General features: G+C 58.1%; 21 protein-coding genes and 2 tRNA genes. 15 read left to right on the top strand and 8 right to left on the bottom strand.

Features of this window, described 5'->3' with window-relative positions; translation table 11 throughout:
- The first annotated feature begins 1 nt into the window (after nt 1).
- Genes OK438_06930 through OK438_06920 form a run of 3 tightly spaced genes read left to right on the top strand, consistent with a single transcriptional unit; the run spans nt 2 to nt 3081 of the window.
- Complete coding sequence (locus tag OK438_06930; protein MDA4125160.1) at nt 2-667, top strand: HAD family hydrolase; 666 nt, start codon at nt 2-4, stop codon at nt 665-667.
- A gap of 33 nt (nt 668-700) precedes the next feature.
- Nucleotides 701-2716, top strand: coding sequence for an FAD-dependent oxidoreductase (locus OK438_06925; protein MDA4125159.1), 2016 nt, complete (start codon nt 701-703; stop codon nt 2714-2716).
- A gap of 5 nt (nt 2717-2721) precedes the next feature.
- The gene (locus OK438_06920) at nt 2722-3081 is read left to right on the top strand and encodes a hypothetical protein (protein ID MDA4125158.1); all 360 of its coding nucleotides are present in this window, start codon (nt 2722-2724) and stop codon (nt 3079-3081) included.
- Between the two features lie 4 nt (nt 3082-3085).
- On the opposite strand, the gene OK438_06915 is transcribed toward OK438_06920, so the two are convergent.
- Nucleotides 3086-5596, bottom strand: coding sequence for a M1 family aminopeptidase (locus tag OK438_06915; GenBank protein ID MDA4125157.1), 2511 nt, complete (start codon nt 5594-5596; stop codon nt 3086-3088).
- An 84-nt stretch (nt 5597-5680) separates the two neighbouring features.
- Between OK438_06915 and OK438_06910 the strand changes: the two genes are divergently transcribed.
- Nucleotides 5681-6073, top strand: a complete 393-nt coding sequence (locus OK438_06910; protein MDA4125156.1) for a hypothetical protein — start codon at nt 5681-5683, stop codon at nt 6071-6073.
- Nucleotides 6046-6270, top strand: a complete 225-nt coding sequence (locus OK438_06905) for a hypothetical protein (protein ID MDA4125155.1) — start codon at nt 6046-6048, stop codon at nt 6268-6270. The genes OK438_06910 and OK438_06905 overlap by 28 nt, the downstream gene beginning before the upstream one ends.
- Here OK438_06905 and OK438_06900 read toward each other — a convergent pair.
- The 5 genes from OK438_06900 to OK438_06880 form a co-directional block, all read right to left on the bottom strand.
- A complete protein-coding gene (locus tag OK438_06900; GenBank protein ID MDA4125154.1) occupies nt 6267-7538 on the bottom strand; it encodes a phosphoribosylamine--glycine ligase in 1272 nt (423 codons plus the stop codon). The two genes, OK438_06905 and OK438_06900, sit on opposite strands and share 4 nt — an antisense overlap.
- 62 nt (nt 7539-7600) lie before the next feature.
- The gene (locus tag OK438_06895; GenBank protein MDA4125153.1) at nt 7601-8257 is read right to left on the bottom strand and encodes a hypothetical protein; all 657 of its coding nucleotides are present in this window, start codon (nt 8255-8257) and stop codon (nt 7601-7603) included.
- A gap of 71 nt (nt 8258-8328) precedes the next feature.
- Nucleotides 8329-9036 carry an RraA family protein gene (locus tag OK438_06890; GenBank protein ID MDA4125152.1) on the bottom strand — a complete coding sequence of 236 codons (708 nt, stop codon included), beginning with the start codon at nt 9034-9036 and terminating at the stop codon, nt 8329-8331.
- A gap of 111 nt (nt 9037-9147) precedes the next feature.
- Complete coding sequence (locus tag OK438_06885) at nt 9148-9837, bottom strand: hypothetical protein (protein MDA4125151.1); 690 nt, start codon at nt 9835-9837, stop codon at nt 9148-9150.
- Between the two features lie 211 nt (nt 9838-10048).
- Nucleotides 10049-10438, bottom strand: coding sequence for a hypothetical protein (locus OK438_06880; GenBank protein MDA4125150.1), 390 nt, complete (start codon nt 10436-10438; stop codon nt 10049-10051).
- 648 nt (nt 10439-11086) lie between these two features.
- Here OK438_06880 and OK438_06875 point away from each other — a divergent pair.
- From OK438_06875 to OK438_06865, 3 genes are all read left to right on the top strand, one after another.
- Nucleotides 11087-11992 carry an ABC transporter ATP-binding protein gene (locus OK438_06875; GenBank protein MDA4125149.1) on the top strand — a complete coding sequence of 302 codons (906 nt, stop codon included), beginning with the start codon at nt 11087-11089 and terminating at the stop codon, nt 11990-11992.
- Nucleotides 11993-11999: 7 nt separating this feature from the next.
- Nucleotides 12000-12782 carry an ABC transporter permease gene (locus OK438_06870; GenBank protein MDA4125148.1) on the top strand — a complete coding sequence of 261 codons (783 nt, stop codon included), beginning with the start codon at nt 12000-12002 and terminating at the stop codon, nt 12780-12782.
- Nucleotides 12783-12915: 133 nt separating this feature from the next.
- Complete coding sequence (locus OK438_06865) at nt 12916-14787, top strand: heavy metal translocating P-type ATPase (GenBank protein ID MDA4125147.1); 1872 nt, start codon at nt 12916-12918, stop codon at nt 14785-14787.
- Nucleotides 14788-14868: 81 nt separating this feature from the next.
- On the opposite strand, the gene OK438_06860 is transcribed toward OK438_06865, so the two are convergent.
- A tRNA-Arg gene (locus OK438_06860) sits at nt 14869-14944 on the bottom strand.
- A gap of 80 nt (nt 14945-15024) precedes the next feature.
- Between OK438_06860 and argS the strand changes: the two genes are divergently transcribed.
- From argS to OK438_06835, 5 genes are all read left to right on the top strand, one after another.
- Nucleotides 15025-16926 carry an arginine--tRNA ligase gene (gene argS, locus OK438_06855; GenBank protein MDA4125146.1) on the top strand — a complete coding sequence of 634 codons (1902 nt, stop codon included), beginning with the start codon at nt 15025-15027 and terminating at the stop codon, nt 16924-16926.
- Complete coding sequence (locus OK438_06850) at nt 16923-17555, top strand: HAD-IB family phosphatase (GenBank protein ID MDA4125145.1); 633 nt, start codon at nt 16923-16925, stop codon at nt 17553-17555. The genes argS and OK438_06850 overlap by 4 nt, the downstream gene beginning before the upstream one ends.
- A gap of 44 nt (nt 17556-17599) precedes the next feature.
- Nucleotides 17600-18727 carry an alanine--glyoxylate aminotransferase family protein gene (locus tag OK438_06845; GenBank protein ID MDA4125144.1) on the top strand — a complete coding sequence of 376 codons (1128 nt, stop codon included), beginning with the start codon at nt 17600-17602 and terminating at the stop codon, nt 18725-18727.
- A gap of 46 nt (nt 18728-18773) precedes the next feature.
- Nucleotides 18774-18846: transfer RNA gene (locus OK438_06840), tRNA-Gln, on the top strand.
- 82 nt (nt 18847-18928) lie between these two features.
- Nucleotides 18929-20173 carry a hypothetical protein gene (locus OK438_06835; GenBank protein MDA4125143.1) on the top strand — a complete coding sequence of 415 codons (1245 nt, stop codon included), beginning with the start codon at nt 18929-18931 and terminating at the stop codon, nt 20171-20173.
- A 64-nt stretch (nt 20174-20237) separates the two neighbouring features.
- Here OK438_06835 and OK438_06830 read toward each other — a convergent pair whose 3' ends face one another.
- Entirely contained in the window at nt 20238-20864 is a 627-nt protein-coding gene (locus OK438_06830) for a hypothetical protein (protein MDA4125142.1), read from the bottom strand.
- A gap of 130 nt (nt 20865-20994) precedes the next feature.
- Between OK438_06830 and OK438_06825 the strand changes: the two genes are divergently transcribed.
- Complete coding sequence (locus OK438_06825; GenBank protein MDA4125141.1) at nt 20995-21279, top strand: hypothetical protein; 285 nt, start codon at nt 20995-20997, stop codon at nt 21277-21279.
- On the top strand, nt 21276-21567 hold a 292-nt coding region (locus OK438_06820; protein ID MDA4125140.1), incomplete at its 3' end, for a hypothetical protein. The genes OK438_06825 and OK438_06820, both read left to right, overlap by 4 nt.

The following is a 21567-nucleotide window of genomic DNA, read 5'->3' as shown; positions in this document are numbered from 1 at the left end:
CGTGGCCAAGGTCGCGGCTGTCTTCGACATAGACGGAACTCTTGTCACATTCAAGTTCGATGTTGCCGGCACCCGGAAGGCTCTCATCTCGGAGCTTGCCAGTCGAGGGTTCGACACCGATGGGCTTGGAATGAAGACGCCCACCCAGCAGATAGTAGACCATGCGAGGTCTCAGGTGGGGTCGGGGAAGAACCCCAATGAATTCCTTGAGCTGCGGAAGGAGCTCTACTCGATCCTAGACGGGTTCGAACTTGAAAGCGCGGGTGCGGCATCCATCTTCCCCGAGACCCGCGGCACCCTCGACCGCCTGCTTTCGAACGGGGTCCGCCTCGCCGTCCTGACCAATAGTGGGAAGAAGGCGGCCTCCGAGCTGCTCAAGAGGTGCGGCATCTCGGACCGCTTCGAGTTCGTCCTCACTCGAGACGATGTCGACGCCATGAAGCCCAGTCCCGAAGGATTGCAGAAGGCGGTCTCCCTCTTGGGGATCCCGGCCCGTGATGTCTACTACGTCGGAGACAGCCTATACGACGTGTCGGCAGGGAAGAGGGCCGGGGTCAAGGTGGTGGCCGTGGCCACGGGGAACTTCAGCGAGGCTGCGCTCAAGGACGAGGGTGCCGATTATGTGATCTCCTCCATCTCTGCGCTGGCAGGCGTCCTGGGCGCATAGGCCTAAATCGAAGGCAGTGAAGCCCGTCTTGCGTTGAAGCTGACTGAGGCCGAGAGGGCAGTCCTCAGGTCAGTCTGCGACACCCTGGTGCCCGGGCTCGAGGACCAGTCCCCGTTCTACAGACGAAGCGCGACCGATCTCTCTGTGGACGGTCTGCTTGCTGAAGCAGTGGAGGAGGCGCTACAGCCCGGCAACGCCCGCGACTTCCGCCGAGTCCTTTCGGTCTTCGACAGCCGGCCCTACAACCTGGTGTTGACGGGGTCGCCTTCGAAGTTCACCCAGCTGTCTCCCGAGGCCCGCCAGCGTTACCTGAGCGCCTGGAGGGACAGCCCCATCGGCCTGAAGAGGACGGCCTTTCAGGCTCTCAAGCGCCTGACCTGCTTCCTGAACTACTCCTCGACCGGCCCGGACGGACTGAACCCGAACTGGCCCGACATAGGCTACCCCGGTCCGCTCGGCGACCCTCCCCTCGAGACGCCAGCCGAACTCTTGTTGAACCCGGTAGACATTCGAGCCGACACCAAGCTCGCGTGCGACGTCGTAGTGGTGGGCTCCGGCGCTGGAGGGAGCGTGATCGCCGACCGGCTCTCCGCTGCGGGCTTCGACGTGGTGGTCGTCGAGCAGGGTCCCTACGAGACGTCCAAGACTTTCAGGCGAAGCGAGTTCTTCATGATGCAGAAGCTCTTCCAGCAGAGCGGGACGGCCGCGACAAAAGACCTGTCTTTCGTCCTTCTCGCTGGGAGGGGAGCGGGGGGCGGGACGACCGTCAACTGGAACACCTGCCTCAGACCCCCAGGCCGCATCCTGAAGGAATGGGAGGCAGATTTCGGGATCGGGGGCGTGGCCGGCCCGACATTCTCGTCCTACCTCGACGAAGTGTGGCGCGCCATAGGGGTCAACACCAAGGAGAGCCAGAGGAACCCCAACAACCAGGTCCTCTGGGACGGCTGCAGGTCCCTTGGCTATGCCGAGGGCACTGACTACGAGGTCATTCAGAGGAACGCAGTCGGGTGCAACCAGAGGTGCGACTTCTGTACCTACGGATGCGCCTACGTCTGCAAGAAATCCACCTCGATCACCTACCTGCCCGCAGCCCAGAAGAAGGGGGCCAGGACAGTCTTCGACACCCGGGTCGAGCGGGTGGACATCCTGGGAGGCAGAGCCCGCGGGATAGTGGGGACCCACACGGCCGGTGGGAAGAACCACAGGCTCGAGGTCGCAGCGAGGGCAGTGGTTGTGGCCGGAGGAGGGATAGAGACCCCCGCGCTGCTCCTGCGCTCCTGCATCAAGGACAGGAACCTGGGAACGTATCTGCGCCTGGACCCCACGGTGGCTGTAGGGGGGGTGTTCGACAGGGAGATCAGGGCCTGGTCCGGCCCTCCGCAGACTGTTGCTGTGTGGAAGTTCGTCGACCTCGACGGAACCTATCACGGGTTCTGGGTCGAGGCCGCCCCGGCCCACCCCGGCCTCTTCGCGCTTGCAATTCCCTGGACTGGGGGCCGGGAGCACAAGGACTTCATGAGGCAGTACTACGCCAGGTCAGCCGCATCCATCGTCCTCCTTAGAGAGCGGAGCTCCGGGAGGGTCGCCATAGACAAGGACGGCTTTCCAGTCGTCACCTACGACCTGGGCCGCGAGGACAAAGACACCCTGGTCCGGGGAATGGAGGAGACCGCAAAGATACTTGCCGCGGCTGGGGCGGTGAGCGTCTGGACCACGCACAACGACCCGGTGGTCGTCGGGGACGGCAAGAATCGGCTCACCTCCAAAGAAATAGACACGTTCTCGCAGATGGTTAGGTCCCGGGGGGTCTCCTACAACAGGATGATGCTCTTCAGCGCTCACCTGATGGGCTCATGCAGGATGAGCGGCGACCCGTCGATGGGACCCACATCGCCGACGGGCGAACTCCACACCGTGAAGAACCTCTTCGTCGGCGACGCGTGCGTCTTCCCCACGACCCCGGCGGTCAACCCGATGATATCGATCATGGCTATGGCACTCCGGGCTGCAGAATCCATAATAACATCGCTCCAAAGAGCCGACTAGTTCTCATGGAAGCCTCCTCTAAGCAGCCCCCCTTCTACATCGTCGGCCTCCCCGAAGAGCCGTTGGAGGCGACAGAAGCAAAGCTAAAGTTCGAAAGGCTGTCCCTGGAACTCTGGAAGGTCTTCCCGTACATCGAGGAGATCAGGGCCGTCATCAAGTCAAAGAAGCCGGCCAAGACCCACGCCCGCTACGAGGTCTCGGTCGAGGTCTACACTCCGCGCGAGAGGCACGCCTTCTCAGAGACTGGATACAACCTTGCCCGCGTCTTCGATTCCATGGGGCCCAGGATGAAGCGCATGCTCTCTTCAAAGCAGTCCCGTGTGACCGCGACCCACGGAGAGACGCGACGGAAGTTGTACGAGTAGATACCTAGGCCTGCGCTGAGGCGCCGGCGCCTAGGAGGAGCTGGCGATTCTGTTCCTTGAGCACCTCGACTTCCTCCCTGAGCTTCGACAGGGCACCGGAGGCCTCGGACGCGGAGGAGAGTTCTCGGTAAACTTCCAGCGCTTTCCTCTTCACCCTCGGGTCGCGGTCATGGGTGGCCGCTTCCTTCAGAGCCTCGAGGAACCGCTTGTCCCCCAGGGACGGAATCAGCTTGCTGACCAGGTGGTACCTGACCCTGAACTCCTTGTCCTTCTGTAGCATCTCCCTAAGCACCGGCAGCTCAGCGCCGAGCACATGGCCTCTCCCCTGGATTGCCTTCAGAGCGCCGATTCGCACTCGGGTCGGCCTTCCATAGCCAAGGTTGTCTCGGATTACATCGATCACCGACTGATCCTTGAGCTTGCCCATGGCGTCGAGACATGCCTCGGCGAGAGTTTCGTTGGGCGAATGAACCTCCATCGACTTCAGGAGCAGAGGGAACGCGCCTTCCGGCCAGGACTCTCCGAGGGCCAGGGCAGCTTGGCACCTGACGTAGGGGCTCTCGTCGCTTTCGAGTAGCTTGGTCAGGGCCGAACGCGCCCTTTCATCCTTGTAGTTCCCCAGTGCTTCAGCCAGGGCCCGTCTTGTGCGCCTGTTCTTCGGGGTGCCTACTTGAAGGAGGGCCTCTAGGGATTCCTTGGTGCCGATCTCCCCCAGGGCCTTGAGCGCGCTGGCGTTCACGTGCCAGAAGTGATCCTTCATCGCAGCGCTCCTTAGTGGCCCCACCGCGATGCTTGCCTTGGCCTCCCCCAGGCCCTTAGCAGCGTCAGCCCGGCTCGAAGCGTCTTCGCTTCCCTCGAGCTGGTTGATGAGGAGCTCTGCTCCCTTGTCAAAACGGACCTTCTTCAGGAGCCAGTGCCTCGGGTCGAACTCGACTATGGTCGGCTTCGAATCGAGCCCGAAGGAGAAGCTCTGCTGGGCTGAGTCGAGTTGCACCCGCCTCCTGACTCGGCGCCCTCCGGCGTAGAAGACGAAGTCGCAGGGGAGCTTGAAGACAGGGGTAAATTGTTCAAGCTTCTGAGTCTGATTGACGCTAAGGGTCGCTAGCTTCCCGTCCTCGTCCCAAGAATAGGCGACCAGGAACTCCGGGAACCCCGCGCGGAAGAATGCCTGCTCGAAGAACTCCTCGAGCGAGTATCCCGAAGCCTTCTCCATCGCCTTCCGGAAATCATGGGTATCGACCACCCCAAAGGAATTCGATCTCAGGTACACCGACACTCCATCGAAGAAGGGCTTCTCTCCCATGAGGTAGCGCAGCTCATGCAGCATCCACGCCCCCTTCTCGTACATCGCCAGGTCGAAGAGGTCGTCGGGGTACACGTACTCCCTGTCGACGATCGGCCGCCTGTATTCGGTTGCGTCTTCTTCGAAGTACTCCTCGGCCTTGACCTCCATGTCCCAGCGGAGCGAGTCGGCTCCTCTTGTCTTCTCGATGTAGAGCACCTGCATGTAAGTTGCGAAACCTTCGTTGAGCCAGCCGTGGGACCAGTCGACGCAGGTGACAAGGTCACCGAACCACTGGTGGGCCAGTTCGTGGGCCACCAGGTTGACTGCGTTGGTGTTTGGCCTCGAATAGTAGGTCTGGAAGTCTTCCTCTGACCCCGCGTCCGGGTAGTAGCCCATGGCAAAGGTGGTGGCGTTGAAGTTCTCCATCCCTCCGAAGATGAAATCTTCGACGGTCGTCTGGTCGTATTTCGAGTAGGGGTACTTCACCCCGGTCAGCTCGTTGAAGACCTGGATCATCCTCGGGGTCTCGCCGAAGTATCGCAGGACATCCGCCTCTTTGGACTTCGGATAGTTGTAGTTGAGCTTGACCCCGTCGGACTCCTCCTCTGTCAGGGCGAACTTTCCAACCACGAAGGAGGTCAGGTAGCTGGAATGCGTGAGGTCTTCCTTCCAATGGAACGTAGCCAAGTCCCCATCCTCCTTGCGGTCTACCAGGCTCCCGTTGGAGATGACCCTGAACTCCTTGGGGACGGTCAGGAGTATTTCGCTCGTGAACTTGTCGTTGGGGTGGTCGTAGCACGGGTACCAGTATCGTGCGAATTCAGCCTCGTTGTGCGTCCAGGCCTGGACTTCCTTCTCCGGATGCTCGGCATCGGGCTGGATGAAGTAGATCCCCTCGACAGGGGTGGTCGAGTAGGATACTTTCACGACGTGGGAGCCTGATAGGGGCTCCGCCGAAGCGACGAAAAGCTTCTGAAGGTCGTACTCGAAGTCGCACTTCGTCCCGTCCAGGGTCACTTCGGATATCTCCAGACCGCACGCATCGAACCCGAGCCGCTTCATTCCCGCCTTGAGGGGCGTCACTGTCAGGGAACAGGACCCCCAGACCCTCTTCCGTTCAAAGTCGAGGGAGAGCTCGATCCTGGCGTGCTCGGTGTGGAACTCCTTCGAAGGTGGGTAGTGTACGCTCGACTCCGGAATATGAAACGACCTGTATGCTTCTGCTCTCATGCGAATGGCGGGGCTCCGGTCGCTTGAAAAGACTTTCCCGGAGGCCATATTCTAAAATATGACATGAGAGGGTCTCGATTCGTCATGGAGACAGGAAGGGTGATTCAGGCCCTGATCATCTTCTCTGCTCTGCTCGGCCTCGCGTTCCTCTGGATAGCGAACGGGGTCCTTCCGGGGGCTGTCTTCGACTTCATCGCCGTGGGATGGGCGCTCTTTGTCGTTGACAGTGCCCTGACGTTCATCCGGCCCGTCGCATCCTACTATCTCGGGCTGGTACTCGCGGTCCTGGCGCTGGCTTCTTCCCTCCCGCAGTCTGCCCACTACGCACTCATCGAAAACGGCCAGGTCCTCCAGGCGACAGTCTTCATACTCGGGTCTGCGGCCCAGGTCCTGATCATACTTCTCATGGGCCTTCGCTTCGTGAAGAGTCGCAGAAAGGATGAATGGGCATGGCCTGGTGCAAAGTCTCCAGCCTGACCGCGGCCGTATCACGGACGCTCAGACACGCTCGATTTCCAATTAGCCGCTCAGACCTCCTCACGGTAACTTCGGGCAAGACCGTAGAAGGATGGGAGGTCAGCTATTTCCTAGGACAGGCGCTCCACAAGGGAAGGTACCCTGACCTCAGGTCAGTAATGGCCGACCTGGAATCCTGGGTCGAATCTCAGGGTTAGATGTATCCCCACGAGAGAAGCATGTCGCTGTCGTGTATCCAGCGGTGCCCGATATCGATCCGGTAGAACATGTTCGGGATCATCACGTTCTTGACATTCTGATACGACCTATCGATTGCGTCGGCCATGGTTGCGCCCGAGCCGGTCACGACGAGGGCATAGCCAGAGTTCCCGGCGATGTGCCAGTCCCCTTCTTCGAGCTTGACCTCGCCGATGTGAATCCCGTCTAGTGATTGGCGCCTGAACAGGATTGTCGCCCCTTCTGAATACTTCTTGAACGCCTTGTCGTCCTCAAATGGCCACGGCGGTATGGTTACCACCACACCAACCTGGTACCCCTTCTTGGTCCTAAGCTGCGCGTCCTTCCCTTGGGCCAGCTCCTGCAGGAAGGTCCCCCAGTCGCTCGTGACCCCCTCCATCTGTATGCTTATCGTGGGATATCCGAAACGGGTGGTGAACTCCAGGGGCCAGATTCCCTTGACGTTCGCGATGCAGTTGATGTCAACGTAGCCGACGTATTTGCTTTCGGCGAGCTTTTCCTTCATCTTCAAGAGCGTCCGGTCGAAGACTGGACTGGACTTCGTCCAGTACATGCTAGTTCCCATCTCTCCCGTACTCGGCCCGAGTTCCTGCGGGAAGAGCCGCTTGTGTTCGAAGTTCACGCAGAGTGGAAGGGTGAAATCCTTTCCGTTGAAGAAGGCCCCCACGGCGATTTCCACTCCTTCAGCATACTTCTGAATCAGGAACTCCTTGATCTTCTTCGACCAATTGGCCTTGTAGTGCTCCAGGACCTGGAGGACGTCCTTCCCGTCGGACTCCTGCCCTATGAAGAGCAGCTCCTTTTCATTCTGGGCCTTTCCGCTCGGTTTCAGGACGTACCTGTCGGGATTGGCCTTCACGAACCCAATGGCCTCGTCGAAGGATGTGAAGTTCCAGCTCGGAAGTATGTCAACGCCGGCAAGGTTCAACTCCGACTGGCCGAACTCCCGATCAAGCTCCAGCTTGTCGGCGTAGGTCGAGCCCCCAACCACGAACTTGCCCTCGTTCCTGAGTTGCTCTGCCTTGGAGCCGAACTCGATGTCGTCGAAGATTATTACGTCTGCCCAGTCTTTCAGTGGCTCCCACTCATCTACCTTCTCGAAGAAACCGAGCCCAACGTCCTTCTCTCCCTGGTCGTGGCAGAACATCTTGACCTCGTGGCCCTCCTTCTTGAGCTGCCAGGCGAGGTCAGCTGAAAGACTCTCGTCCGTCACGAAAAGGAATTTCATCCGAAACGATTCGGAATTGGTTCCAGTTAATATTCATGACGCCCTGGACCAAATGAGGATGGTCAGGAAGAGTAGGTGACCTTTACGCTCTGCGTCGTCAACGCGTAGAGCCAGAGCTTCGGATAATGGATTGTGCTGGTGAACGAGACTGTGTAGTTTGAGTTGGGCACTGGAAGTGGTCCGCCAGTCCAGTCAGTGGAGTTGACGAGGACAGTTCCGCCTGCCGGGACTTGCTGGTTTCCCTGGTTCCCCCAGTACACCTCCGCGGTCTCTCCAACTCCCATGTTGGTCACGGAAATCTGGGTGACCGTGCCCCCAAAGGGCGCGCCGTGGGGATACACCGTCAGGCCGTTCACCCTGATCAACGGCAGGGGCTCAGGGCTTGAGACAGGGTACTCCACTGACATCAGCTGCGAAGTCCCTGCGGTACCGTTGAAGAGCAGTACCTCGACCACCCCATTCTTCTCAACTGAGACTGGGCCAGTGAAGGGTGCCATCCCAAACCCGAACAAGTCGTAGCCGAAGGAAGCGTAACTTCTCACCCAGACCTGGGAGAAGGCCGTGTGGCAGATCGCCGTGCCAGGGCAGAGGTCAGGGGAGGTGGGAGCGTTGATTGACGCGAGCCGTTCGAAGGGGACGATGGGCGCCCAGATGAATGCCAAGGCAAGCAGAGCCACAAGGGTTACGGCGATGAGTGCGAAGACCTGGTTCCGGGCCAACCTGACCGGCTCGCCCAGATGGCATATTTTGGCCTTTTGAGGGAGGGCGGGAGAGACCTTAGATTGGGAGCCTATTCTTCCACCGCACCCCCCCGCTCCTGCAGATGTTTGCGGAGGGTGTAGGTCTGGTCAGAGTTCCGCATTGCGAGATAGGCATCGAAGTCCAGCTGCTCCGAGAGTTTCTTCCCAGCCCTGATTGCCTCTGCCTGGCGCCTCTCGACCTTCCATATGGACTCGGCAGCTTCCAAGACCTCGTCAATACTGTCCCAGGAGACGAAGAGAACCCCATCGTCGTCTGCGAAGACAGCGTCTGAGCCGTCGACTGTGAAACCATCCCACTGAGCTGAAGAAAGGTCCTGCGGAATCCTCTGGTCCAGGCGACGAGGTCCAACAGGAAGTGACCCATAGCTGAACACCGGAAAACCAATCCCGAGGAGCTCGCTTGTGTCCCGGTGGTAGCCCCTGACCACCAGCCCGGCCAGGCCCCACGCCCGCGCCTCCAGGACTGTCAGATCCCCCACGCAGCTTTCGTCGGTCCTGCTGTCGTTATCCACAACCAAAACGTCTCCAGGTTGGGCTTTCTTCATGACTTCAAGGAAGACGTCCACGCTGCCTCGGTGATGGGCGGGCAGCACTCTGCCAGCGATTTGCATTTGTGGTACGAGCGGACGGATGCCAGAAGGGGCGACACGCAGGGGGATGTGTAGGCGAACGCATGCATCGGCTATGAGGGGAGTGGAAAGCTTGGAAAAGATATTCGCGAGTTTTCCGTTGTCCATTGCGGTCCATCCATCCCTGCCCGTTATTAAGAAACAATGACAATTCTACGGGCATGATAGCGACCGGTCCAGGCGGTTATCCTTCTTCTGCACTCCGCATCGATTGAACTATCATTGGGCGACGACGGAGCCCGCCATCCAACCTGGCGTCGCCATGGCGCCACCTAGTCCGTCGGGTCCGCTCCCGCAGATCGTCATGCAGTACCATGTGTAGGTCCCCGGCGTGTCGATTGTGAAGTACACGATCACGGTGGAGGCGGTGGGGATGGGGACGTTGAGTCCAAGCGCGGGAATAGTGAAAGTGTGCGCAATCACGCCCGGGTCCAAATTGGATACTGTTTGAACGCCTCCTATTGATATGCCCGCTGAGCGCTGAGTCGCGTTCACGAGGGTGTTGTTGACGAAGGTAATCTGGTTGTGCACCGTCCCCGTAACATCTGCGTATTGTGCTCCCGTGAGGTTGGCTGAACCCCCGTCGTAGTTGACTATCACAAGCTTGATCAGCCTGTGAGCAGGGATCGTTATCTGGGCAGATGACTGTAGTCCGTTCGGCCCGAGGATGAAGAAGGCGGGTTGTTCGCCAACGGTCGAATTGAAGTGATTCCCGGTTGTTACAACGAGAGTTACTACATACGGAGACGACGCGTTTGTACTGCTCGTCTGCGTCTGGGTCGTGGTGGACACCGACGTGACTGTCACGGCCGCCCTAGTCGAGACTGTCGAGGTTATGCCCCACCCCACTCCGATGCCAAGGGCAAGAAGCACAACCATGGAACCTGCAACCAACACGCTCGTGTTCACCTGGGCGTCTACCTGAAGTCATGGGAACGCCGTTCGGGTATAAGAGCCAAGACACGATTCTCATGCATGAGAATCACACGGACCAGCGTGATGCGTCATGCGCCTGGCTTCCTGCACAGCCACGATGACCTGAAGATCATGCGATGGTGATTCCGACATTCGAATCAGCATTTTCCACACGGCGTGACGAACTCATTCAAGGGGTCACCATTCACCCCTTCGGCCACCGGTACGAGTAGTACACAATAATGGCGGGAGCCACTGTCGCTGCACCGTAGATAAGTGTGAAGTGCGCATTAGAAGCCGTCAGTTGTGATAGGCCGGACGCCGTCCCTGCGATTCCGAACACTGTAAAGGCAGTGCCCAAGAAGATGTTCGCCATGCGGTTCCAAGAATCCTTCAGCGTCAGGCAGAGGAAGGGTATTGCGAAGAGGCCTAGTGAGGCGGCGGTGGACAAAAGTGAGTATCCAGGCGTCAGTTGCGGCGGGGACACTCCCGCGCCCAACTGTTCGTAGGCAGAGAGCGTCGAGAAGGCGAACAGAACGAAGACCGTGAAGATCCACAGCATCGCAATCCTGGTCTTCAATAGCGTGTTTTCCACTACGAACCATCACCTACATTCAGCCCCATGACGTTCAATGGGCAAAGCGTACAAATTCTCTCAGTAGCCATGGTCTGTTCCTACTTCTCATCCCTTGGCGTCTGTTTCGGTAATAAAGCTAGAAACCGATTCTCAAATCTGAGAAAGGAAGAGTGACTGACCGTGAATTCGAACCCGTTAGGTCTGCGAACCGGCGACTCCACGCGCAACGTCGTTGGTGACGTGGCTTGAATAGAGCTCTATCCTTCCTTGGCGAGCCAAACAGGGTTCATCAGCCTCGCAATATTTGCCGCCGGCGGGCCATTCCCTAGGCCTTCGCCTGACCCGTGAATCAACATCTCAATGAGCGGCCGTTCCACAAATTCCATCCAGGGCTCGGACTGGCAAGCCAAACGCGACGAAAACCCTGGAGCGTGGCTTGGCACCCATTGGTAAAGATCCTTCCAACGACCGGCGCCAGATTAGGGAAGACTCTTTCTGATTCCTACTTTTGGCAATCGTCCTTGCCCTTCTAATCCGTCACATTGAAGGCCAAATCAAGGGGTGGGCTAGACGCAGGCGGAACAAGTAGTAGGCGGAATCGGCGGCATCACAGAGATCCAACAAGCAGCGGTACTTACCGATGGCCTTTGCAAGTCCTTTGGCTCTGTGAATGCCCTCGAAGGGCTCAACCTTAGGGTTCCCCAGAAGTCAATCTTCGGCCTTCTTGGGCCGAATGGTGCAGGAAAGACCACGACGATCAAGCTTCTCCTGGGTCTCATCAAACCGACGATTGGGCGGGGCACCATTCTCGGTCAAGACATACAGAAGAGCAGCGTCGAAGTAAGGAGGCGCATAGGATACCTCGCCCAGAACCCTAGCTACTACACGTACATGACTGCCCGTGAAATTCTGCTGTTCAAGTTACGTTTCTACTTTGGTGGTGAAAGGAGGGCGATGGAGGAACGCGTTCAGGAGACGCTCGTGATGGTGGAGCTTGAAGATAAGGCGGACCGACCGATCAGGGGATTCTCTGGCGGAGAGCGTCAGCGCCTCGGCATTGCCCAGGCAGAAGTTCACATGCCTGAACTCCTCATCCTAGACGAGCCGGCAGCCAATTTGGATCCCATGGGGCGCCACGATGTCCTCAATCTGATGGAGAAACTCCGCGAACATTCCACTGTCATCTACTCCACGCACATCCTCAACGACGTTCAACACATCAGCGACACTGTCGCCATCCTCAACAAAGGAAGGCTCCTCGCTCAGGCGCCGATCGCCGAGCTCCTAAAGGGGTCCGGGTCCACAGTATACAACATCACATTGAAAGGTGATTATCGGCCCGCATACGAGAGGATCAGGGCTTCGCGTTGGGTCACCAGAGTGGACGTGCTACACACTGATTCTCGGACAACGCTTGAGGTCACTGTCACCGACGAAGGGAAGGCAGAAGAGGAATTGCCTAGACTCGCGCAGCTGGACAGGGGCTTGGTACTGACCGAGTTCGGCAAAAAGCGTTTCGAACTTGAGGACAAATTCCTTGAGATAGTGGGGGAATCGAAGGTTGGAGAATGAATCGTCAATGAAGAGGATTGTGGGCTCCGGATCGCTCACCGGTTTCAAGAACAAAGCAAGGGAGGAGAACGGTCGTTGGTGGAACACTAGGAAGTGGCTCATTCAAAGTGTTGTCTGGCTTCTCATAATTAACGGCATTTCCTCGATCGCGTTGGTACAACTCATGCACACCGAGGCCACCTTCACACTTGGCGGATTCGTTACTGTCTTCGCAGGTCTGATGGGCTGGATGGTGGCCTTCGGCATTATCATCCTGACTCAGAGTGACATCGTTCAGGAAAAGGAGTCAGGCACGGCCGAATGGGTCCTTTCCTCCCCCCTATCCAGGGTGAGCTTCATACTCTCGAAACTGCTGGTGAATCTTGCCTGGCTCCTGGCCATTCTCGTCCTTCTCCAAGGAGTTGTCTTCAACATGGTCATTGGGGCCTTGGGGGCGGGAAGCGTGCCATGGCCCCTCTTGGCTCAAGGCCTCGCCCTACAGGGCTTGCAACTCGTCTTCTGGCTGAGCCTAGTACTCATGCTTGGGACGTTCTTCAAAACCAGAAACCCGGTAATTGGGGTTCCCCTAATCTTCCTGTTCCTCCAGACGCTAATTCCCACCATAGTTGGTCCTTCGAACTCCTGGGTTTCATTGGTTCTGCCACATACGCTGCCAGAGTATTCCGCGATCCTCATGAATGGCGGACAGCTGCCATCCTTGGTTCCTTTAGCCACAACTGTGGGGGCATCGCTTGTCTTTGTCTTTCTTGCAATTCTGAGATTCAACAGAGAGGAGTTCAAGGGCACCTAGCCAGATGGAGGTCGGTCTGGCCGCGGACTTGTAGTTCGAATCAGGCACTCTCAGGCAAATCAAGAACTCAAGCGTTGCCATCATTGAGAATAGTCCTCTGACCTTAATTCTGCGGGGGTAAGCGGGAAGGATAATGACCGCTGATAAAGCCCCTGGGAAGTTGTCCGAGCTTGCCAGCTTAGCCAGGTCCTACCCTATCCCCTTCCTTGCTCTCGCCGGTTTGATCTCAGGAGCGGTCGAGATACTTGCCTTTGGGGCATCCGACACCGCAAGATGGGTCTGGTATGGAACTCTCATAGTAGGTGGGACTCCGGTCATCGTGAAGACCCTGAGTGGAATACTCAAGGGAAGGTTCGCAGCGGACATAGTGGCAATGCTCGCGATCGTTACAGCCATTCTCACAGACGAGTCGTTCGCCGGTGTGATCATAGTATTGATGCAAACGGGGGGGGAGGCGATAGACGAATACGGGTTCAAGAGGGCTTCCTCCTCGCTCGGAGAACTGATCGCCCGGGCCCCAAGACTTGCCAGGCGCAAGAGGAGCGACACCCTGGACGAGGTGAAGGTAGAGGAAGTGGGAGTGGGCGACATCCTCGTAGTCCGTCCCGGCGACCTGATTCCCGTCGACGGGATGGTCAAGTCAGGAACGGCATCAATCGACGAGTCCGCACTTACCGGTGAACCTCTTCCTCGAACCAAGAACACTGGGGATCAGCTTCTGAGTGGAAGCGTCAACGTTGGGTCGGCCTTTGAAATGCGTGCGACCAGAATCAGTGGGGAGAGTCAATACTCCCGGATTGTGGAGCTTGTGAAGCAAGCCCAGGCAGAGCGGCCACCCATACAGAGGCTGGCGGACAGGTACGCAGTCTGGTTTACACCAATAACCGCGGGGATAGCAGTTTTCAGCCTTCTTCTGACACGCAGTGTGGATGCCTTCCTCGCTGTCCTCGTAGTGGCTACCCCCTGCCCCCTAATACTAGCAACTCCTCTGGCGGTCATTAGCGGGGTCAATCGTGCAGCAAAGGAAAGCATCATTGTCAAGAGCGGGGCAGCAATCGAACAGATCGGCAAGGGGCGCGTTGTTATCTTCGACAAGACAGGCACCTTGACCTATGGGACGCCCGTTGTCGAACGTGTGTTTTCCATCAGTGGAGATCAGGGGAAAATACTGAAGCTGGCAGCGAGCGTCGAGCAGCTTTCTTCGCACCCGGTGGCGGTCTCTATGGCGCGAGAAGGGAGAAGAAGGTTCGGAGAGCTCCTTCCCGTCGAGGACTTCCATGAAAGCCCGGGGCAAGGCGTCGATGCCAAGGTGCTAGGAAGGTTGGTGGTGGTAGGCTCCCAGAAGTTCGTTGAGAAGTCAATCGAGAGAAGCTTCGAAGGCCGATCGGAGGAGGTACTTCGGGAGGCGCAACGCAAGGGGGGCCTTGTCTCGTTCATTGCCGTAGACGCCCAGCCCGCAGGGATTATCGTTTTCAGCGACCAGCTCAGGCCAGGCGTGCCCTTTCTTATCCAGAAGCTCAGAGAGCTGGGTGTTGAACAGACAGTCATGCTTACCGGAGACAGCGCCATGAACGCACTGACCATCGCGAAGGAAGCGGGAATCGAGAAGGTGGAGGCGAACCTTCTCCCGGAGCAAAAAGTGAACGAAGTAAGGAGGTTGACTGAGCAGTTCCACACATCTATAATGGTCGGGGATGGCATTAACGATGCGCCTGCGTTGGCCACAGCAACGGTCGGGGTGGCAATGGGCGCTCATGGGACGGGCATTTCCGCAGAAGCAGCCGACGTAGTCCTCCTGGTCGACGACGTGACAAAAGTCGGCGACGGAATCATGATCGGGCAAAGAATGCTCCACATCGCACGAGAGAGCATCTTCTTCGGCATGGGGGGGAGCTTTGTGCTTATGGGCATAGCCAGCTTTGGATACATTCAGCCGGCAGCTGGAGCAATCATGCAGGAGGTCCTCGACGTCGTTGTGATTCTGAACGCCTTAAGGGTTCGTTAGCTCGAAGGCGAGGTACAGCCGAGAATACGCTGAATTGAGCCTCTCTGGATGAACAGAACAGCAATCTGTGCCATTCGATAACGGGCCCGGAGGGATTCGAACCCTCGGTCTTCAGCTTCGGAGGCTGACGCCCTGATCCGTGCTAGGCTACGGGCCCATCCAAGCCGATTTGACGCTGGTTAAGAAGGGTTAGTCCGCCGAGAGCGTTTATGTCATCCCCTGTGTGAAGGCCCTCGTTTGAAGTTCCTCGAATTCGAGGAGGAAGCAAGTCATCTGATCGTGGAGGCGTGCGAGGCCCTAGGCTACGACGCTTCTCTGGTGGAAGTGGGTCTCCCTCCGAATCCTTCCTACGGCGACCTCTCCAGCGCGACCCCTCTCAGAATCGCAAAGGAGCGCAAGGAGGACCCCGCCGCAACCGCCGTGAAGCTTGCCGACCGGATCATGACTCGGTCGGGGCACTACCGCTACGTCGGGTCCGTAGCCGCGCACCGGGGTGGCTACCTCAACTTCACGATGGACCACGCAAGATTCACCCTCGATTCCCTTACGGAGATTGCCTCGCACAAGCTGATAGGGACCAGCGACAGCGGCAAAGAGTCCGTGGTGATCGAGCACACCAACGTCAACCCGAACAAGGCCCTCCATGTCGGACACGCCAGGAACCTGGTCCTGGGTGACTCGCTCGTACGTGTCATGCGCCATCTCGGGTACAAAGTGCACGCTCTGAACTACATCGACGACTCTGGCGCCCAGGTCGCCGACGTCATCGTAGGGTTCAAGTTCCTCGGCATCAGCGAACTCCCCCCTGCAGGGATGAAGTTCGACGTCTACTGCGGCGACAGCGTCTACACGAAGGTGACCAAGGAATACGAAAGGGACCCCTCCCTCAAGGAGAAGCAGTCTCTCGTGCTGAGAGAGGTCGAAAAGGGGGAAGGCCCGCTCGCCGAGTACACTCGGTCGATAGTGAGTAGGATCCTGGCGGACCAGCTGTCGACCTGCTGGCGGCTGGGTGCCGCCTACGACCTGCTAAACTGGGAGTCACAGCTCGTCCACTCCGGGATGTGGGAGCGCATCTTCGAGCTGATGAAGAAGAACGGCGACGTGAAGTACCAGACCGAGGGCGAGAACAAGGGGTGCTGGGTGATACCGGACCCAGACACCGGGGAGGAGAAGGTCGTAGTCCGGTCAGACGGAACGGTGGTTTACGTCGCGAAGGACATCCCCTATGCCGCCTGGAAGATTGGCCTTGTCCCGGACCCGTTCGGGTACGAAGTGTACGCCGAGAGTCAGCCGGGATACGGGGCACTCTACTCCACCACACTGGGCGGGAAGACTGGGGGTCACAGGTTCGGGGGCGCTGACCTGGCGATTTCCGTCATAGACACCAGGCAAAGCTACCTTCAGAAGATCGTTGGGAAAGTCCTGGAGCGCCTGGGGGAAGGCTCGCAGCGGAGGTACCTTCACCGGGGATACGAGGTGGTAGCTCTTTCCAAGAAGACGGCTACTCAGCTCGGGTTCACCGTCGAAGGCGCTTTCGTGCAAATGTCGGGACGGAAGGGCCTCTACGTCAACGTGGATTCGATGTTGGACGTGCTCCAGAAGAAGGCCAAGGAGGAAACCCGCAAACGGAACCCGTCGGAAAGCGAGGATTGGGTAGGCGGGGTCGCCGAAGCGATAGCGGTCTCGGCCCTGAGGTACGAACTGCTCAAGCAGGATCCAGACAAGATGATAGTGTTTGACATGGAGGAGTCCCTGCGCTTCGAGGGTGACACTGGGCCGTACCTGCTCTACACCTACGCGAGGGCTCGAAGAATCCTGGAAAAGACGGCAGGCAAACCTCGGGTCAATCTGGAAAGCGCAGCCAAGCTTTCTCATCCCGTCGAGAAGGCGCTGGTCAAGAAGATCTCCATGCTTGATAAAGCGGTGATGAAGGCGGGAGAGTACCTTTCTCCCAAAGAGGTGGCGCGCTTCGCCCACGACCTCGCGCTCGCTTTCAACGACTTCTACGAAAGCGTCCAAGTAAACAGAGAGCCAGACGAATCGCTGAGGGACGCACGACTTGCCCTGGTCGACGCCACCAGCAGGGTGCTCGCAGAATCCATGGGGCTCATGGGCATCCCATCAAGAGAGCGGATTTGAAGCCGGAAATCGTCCTCGCCTCGTTTGACATGGATGGCACCTTGCTGGAGCACGACAGCAGCTGGGTGGCCATCCACAGACACTTCGGGACCACCGAGAGCGGAGAAGCGTCCCTGAAGCTCTACGGCGAGGGGAAGATAGACTACCGGGAGTTCATGCGAAGGGACATCTCTTCCTGGCCCAGGGGGGTGACACGGCAGGCCATCGACCATATCCTCTCAAGGTACAAGGTCAGGAAAGAGGCCCCCCGTACTCTCGAGGAACTGAGGAGGCGAGGCATTAAGACGGCCCTAGTCACCTCAGGGATAGACATTCTCGCAGAGAAGGTGGCGGAGGAGCTCCGCATCGACTACTGGGTTGCCAACGGCCTGCGGTTCGGCAGAGACGGGGTCGTCCTGCCTGAAGGGCTGGGCAGGGTAGACCCGACAAGGAAGGACCTGGCCTACAAGAGGCTCCTGGGGAGGATCGGAGTGCCTAGCAAGAAGACGATCGCAGTTGGGGACACGATATACGACCTGAGGTTCTTGAAGTCCGCCGCCATTGGTTTCATGCTGGCCCACACTACCAGGGTCAGCGACCCTCAGATTATCCACATCGACAAGCTCTCTGAGATATTCGACCACCTTTAGGGAGGGCTTTTATCAACCCTGTTCGCGCGAGGTTCTCGAGCGCGATGGAAGACAAGCTGCTCCTGATCCCCGGACCCACCAACCTTTCCAAGAGGGTGAGGGATGCGATGGCGGGCCCCCAGCTTCCCCACGTCGGCTCGGAGTTCTACGGGACGTTCAAAGACATCATCGGTCTGGCACGCTTCGTTTTCAGAAATGAAAAGGCCCCCCAGTTCGTGTTTACAGGATCGGGGACCATCGGAATGGAGTCCTCGGTGGTGAGCCTCGTATCCCACGGGGACAGGACGCTGACGATCAGCACAGGGTACTTCGGGAAGAGGATGCTCATGCTAAACCAGGTGCACGGGGCCATGGCCGACGCCCTCGAGTACGAGGACGGTGTTCACGCCGACCCTGACGACCTCAGAAAGAAGCTCCGGAAGTCGAAATACAAGGCCGTATTCATGACCCACGTAGACACTTCGACGTCGGTCGCCAACCCGATCAAAGAGCTGGTCGAGGAGTGCGCAAAGGCTGACGTCTTCGCTGTCGTGGACGGGGTTTGCAGCGTAGGTGGGATTCCCATGGACTTCGACCGATTGGGTGCCGATATCGTCTTCACGGCTTCACAAAAGGCACTCGCAGGCGCCCCCGGTGCCGTTCTGCTCGCGGCCACGGAGAGGGTCCTCGCCTACATGGAGAAACGGAAGAAGCAGATTGAGTCGTACTACATGAACCTCCTGCGCTGGAGGCCGATCATGGAGGATCCCAGAATGTACCTCGCGACACCTGCGACGCAGGTCCTGCTTGCTCTCAAGGAGGCCCTGCTCGAAGTCAAAGCCGAGGGCCTTGAGAAACGGTGGGCGCGCCACAGGAGGCTGGGCGAGTTGACCCGCAACCGGGTCGAGGGGTGGAACTTCAAATTCGTAGCGGACCAGGGTTACAGGTCGGACACTGTGACAGCCTTCTGGGTAAAGGACGGGACTGCGGGGGACATTCAGAAGAGACTGGAGAAGGAATATGGGATCGTCGTCGCCCGAGGAATCTACGAAGCCAGGGACAAGATGATCAGGATCGGGCACTTCGGGATTCTCTCACCCCAGACCCTTGAGTCCGCCCTCAAGTCAATGGACCAGGTGCTCGCTAAGCTGCACGCGGTCGGGGAGCACGCGCCCCTCGCCGCCCAGCACTGAGACCTAGAATCTTTTTATCTGCTCCGCGGTCGCGCCAAGCCGAATTAGCCCGGTCGTCTAGTGGTCAAGGATGGGGGCCTCTGGAGCCTTCGACCTAGGTTCGAATCCTAGCCGGGCTACCCTTATTTAGGGGCTTATATGACCTAATTTGCTAGCAGCGTCTTGATAGCGTTGCTGGTAGAGAATAGAGAAGATGACCCAATGACCGAGTTCTTTGACGCGGTAAAGAGTCCAGTGACTAAGAGGAAATACGAGCTTCGAATTAGGCAATTCCTCGGCTGGGTTTATGGGGACAAGGCACCAACGGCTCCCGCTCGCAAGGGTGTGAAGCTTGACCCAAGAACAGAGAACGCCAGCAAAGCCACGACAAGGAAGCTTGCGAGTGACTTCGTACTGAGAGCAAAGAGGGAGCCAGATTGGGCGACGGGCGCGATCAACGATTTCCTGCGTGAAGTCAAGGCCCGCGTCGAGGCCGGCGAGATCTCTGCCAGCACCGTCAGCATCTACACCAAGCCGCTCAAGTTGTTCTGTGTAATGAACGACATCCCAGTGAATTGGGCCAAGCTGTCAAGGAAGATGCCCAAGGGGCTGCACGCAGCTGATGACAGACCGCCGACCCTGGATGAGGTAAGGAAGATTCTGCAATATCCTGACAGGCGGATCAAGCCCATCGTTCTGACCATGCTTTCATCCGGAATCCGGATAGGCTCGTGGGACCACATCAGGTGGGGGCATATCGAGAAGATTGAGAGGGGTGGAGAGCTCCTCGCCGCTAGAGTCAAGGCATACAACACCAAGGCCGGGAGGTGGTACAAGACCTTCATTACGCCGGAAGCTTTCCGAAGCGTCGAAGAGTACATCGAGTACAGGCAGGGCATGGGTGAGCCAATGACGAAGGACTCGCCAGTGGTCAGGGACCTACTGGACACGGATAGAGGAGGGTCAGGTAAAGCGTTGAAGCCCGTCCCCCTGTCAGCACGGATCGTCAAGCGAATCGTTGAACGCGCGATCAGCAGCGCTGGGCTCAGGGGCAAGCTGCCCGCGGGGCAGCGGCGTCATGAGTTCAAGGCGACCCACGGGTTCAGGAAGTACTTCGACACCGCGGCAGAGCGTCACATGAAGACGCTCCACGTCGAACAACTACTGGACCACGACACTGGCCTGAAAGAATCCTACAACCGACCGACAGAGGACGACTTGCTGAACGACTACCTTAAGGCCGTCCCCGAGCTGACAATTTCGCAGGAGGGAGAACTGAGGAACGAGCTCGAGAAGAACATCGCGGTGAGCGACAGAACGGTAGCGGAGCTGGAGAGAGATAACGTCGCCCTACAGGATCGCCTTGGCAAGATAGAGAAGAACTACGAGGAACTGAGGAAGATGATAATTGATCGAGGGCAACCTGCGAAGAGAAGGGAGAAGCCGAAGAAGCTTGAACGCGGCTGATTGATTGATGCCTGCGATTGATTGACACCCCATTCCTTCTTGGAGTCAGAAGAGATGACGTTCCTTATCTGATAAACATCCGCGCGGCGTCCTCCATCTTTATTCCGAGCATTGCGTCCATCGTGCTTAGCAGCAATTTCCTTTTCTTGACCATCTTCACCGTCCATCCTTGGTACTTGATGAGAGCTTCGTTGAGTCCAGCAGCGGCCGATTGCAGAAGGTCGTTCCTGACCCTCTCCGAGTAACCCCTCTCGATCCCTGTCCTGAACGCCTCGCCCAGGAGCTGGGCGGACGCGAGGACACTCTTCAGGACCAGGGAGTTTACCCCAGCATCTGGGACGCTCGGAAGCTGGTCCACCAGTTCGAGGAGGTTTCTCTTCATACCTTCGATTTTCTGCCAGTCCTCATCGAGGTTACGAGTTGCAGCGACCATTCTGACCTTAGTTCCCTGCCTGCCAACTCTCTCAGTCTCGACTAGCCCTAGCTGCAGGAGCTTCTTCACCCTGTTGTCGAAGACGGAGGGGGGAAGCCCCTCCTTTGACAGGGTCTTCAGTTTCGCGTTCGTCTGACGGAGAAGCTCGTTGTATCTCAGTCCTGTAGGGTTGGCCAGGAGCAGGTCCCGTATGGCTCCCAGTTCCTCCTTCCTCCACTCGGGTTCGGCCTGAAACCACTCCTCCAACCGCTCGCTCACTCTCCCAAACGTAATGGAGGACACCGAATTATTAGACTTGCGAAGAAATTGGACAAACACAGGGCAGGCAGACTGAAAGTATCGGACGGGCAGATCAAGAGGAAGCTGGAATCGCTCGGCGCCGAGCTGAATGAATTCAGGAGGGAGTTCGAGGGGTATCACAGGCGAGTGGTCAGGGCACTCGTCGCTGCAGACATGCAAGATGATGTTGATGAGGACGGTGAATCAGGCGGCCTCCGAGGGGCTCGTCAGGGTCAGCGCGCTGAAGGATTTCGCGGCGAGAGAGCTTCCAGATGGCCCGCTGAGGAGCTTGATACTGACCGAGAAGGACTGGATAGACAAGGAGGATTTCATCTCGAAGGTGGGAGTGTGGCTGAGGCTCCCCGACATGCATGAGGAGAATGATCGGGAATGACTGCTGAAGCACCTCCCCCGCAGGATAAGGACGGGGCCGTAAAGAAGGAACTCAACGAGACACAGAAGGGAGCCGTCGACGAGCTCATCCCAGCTGTTGCCGAATTCAAAGCGGCCGGCCACTCGGACGAGGAAGTAAAGACGGAGCTAGCGAATTCCTATCCTGGGCCCTGGTGGCTCAGGATGATTGGTTATGCGCTCGAAATGGTGACTGACGAGCAGGTGAGGAAGGCGAAGGAGGAAGGGATTGAAAGGACAATCTGGTTCGTCACAACAAGGAAGGCCGATG

Source organism: Nitrososphaerota archaeon, assembly GCA_027887005.1.
Classification (GTDB): domain Archaea; phylum Thermoproteota; class Nitrososphaeria; order Nitrososphaerales; family Gagatemarchaeaceae; genus UBA183.
The sequence above is the reverse complement of the archived record's forward strand: the minus strand, read 5'-3'. Positions and strand labels throughout refer to the sequence as shown.

Coding starts and splice junctions, on each gene's coding strand:
- OK438_06865 (MDA4125147.1), top strand. CDS start 12,916: ATGACCGCTGATAAAGCCCCTGGGAAGTTGTCCGAGCTTGCCAGCTTA.
- OK438_06835 (MDA4125143.1), top strand. CDS start 18,929: ATGACCGAGTTCTTTGACGCGGTAAAGAGTCCAGTGACTAAGAGGAAA.
- OK438_06905 (MDA4125155.1), top strand. CDS start 6,046: ATGGCCTGGTGCAAAGTCTCCAGCCTGACCGCGGCCGTATCACGGACG.
- OK438_06845 (MDA4125144.1), top strand. CDS start 17,600: ATGGAAGACAAGCTGCTCCTGATCCCCGGACCCACCAACCTTTCCAAG.
- OK438_06890 (MDA4125152.1), bottom strand. CDS start 9,036: ATGGACAACGGAAAACTCGCGAATATCTTTTCCAAGCTTTCCACTCCC.
- OK438_06900 (MDA4125154.1), bottom strand. CDS start 7,538: ATGAAATTCCTTTTCGTGACGGACGAGAGTCTTTCAGCTGACCTCGCC.
- OK438_06920 (MDA4125158.1), top strand. CDS start 2,722: ATGGAAGCCTCCTCTAAGCAGCCCCCCTTCTACATCGTCGGCCTCCCC.
- OK438_06915 (MDA4125157.1), bottom strand. CDS start 5,596: ATGAGAGCAGAAGCATACAGGTCGTTTCATATTCCGGAGTCGAGCGTA.
- OK438_06910 (MDA4125156.1), top strand. CDS start 5,681: ATGGAGACAGGAAGGGTGATTCAGGCCCTGATCATCTTCTCTGCTCTG.
- OK438_06825 (MDA4125141.1), top strand. CDS start 20,995: ATGAATTCAGGAGGGAGTTCGAGGGGTATCACAGGCGAGTGGTCAGGG.
- OK438_06870 (MDA4125148.1), top strand. CDS start 12,000: ATGAAGAGGATTGTGGGCTCCGGATCGCTCACCGGTTTCAAGAACAAA.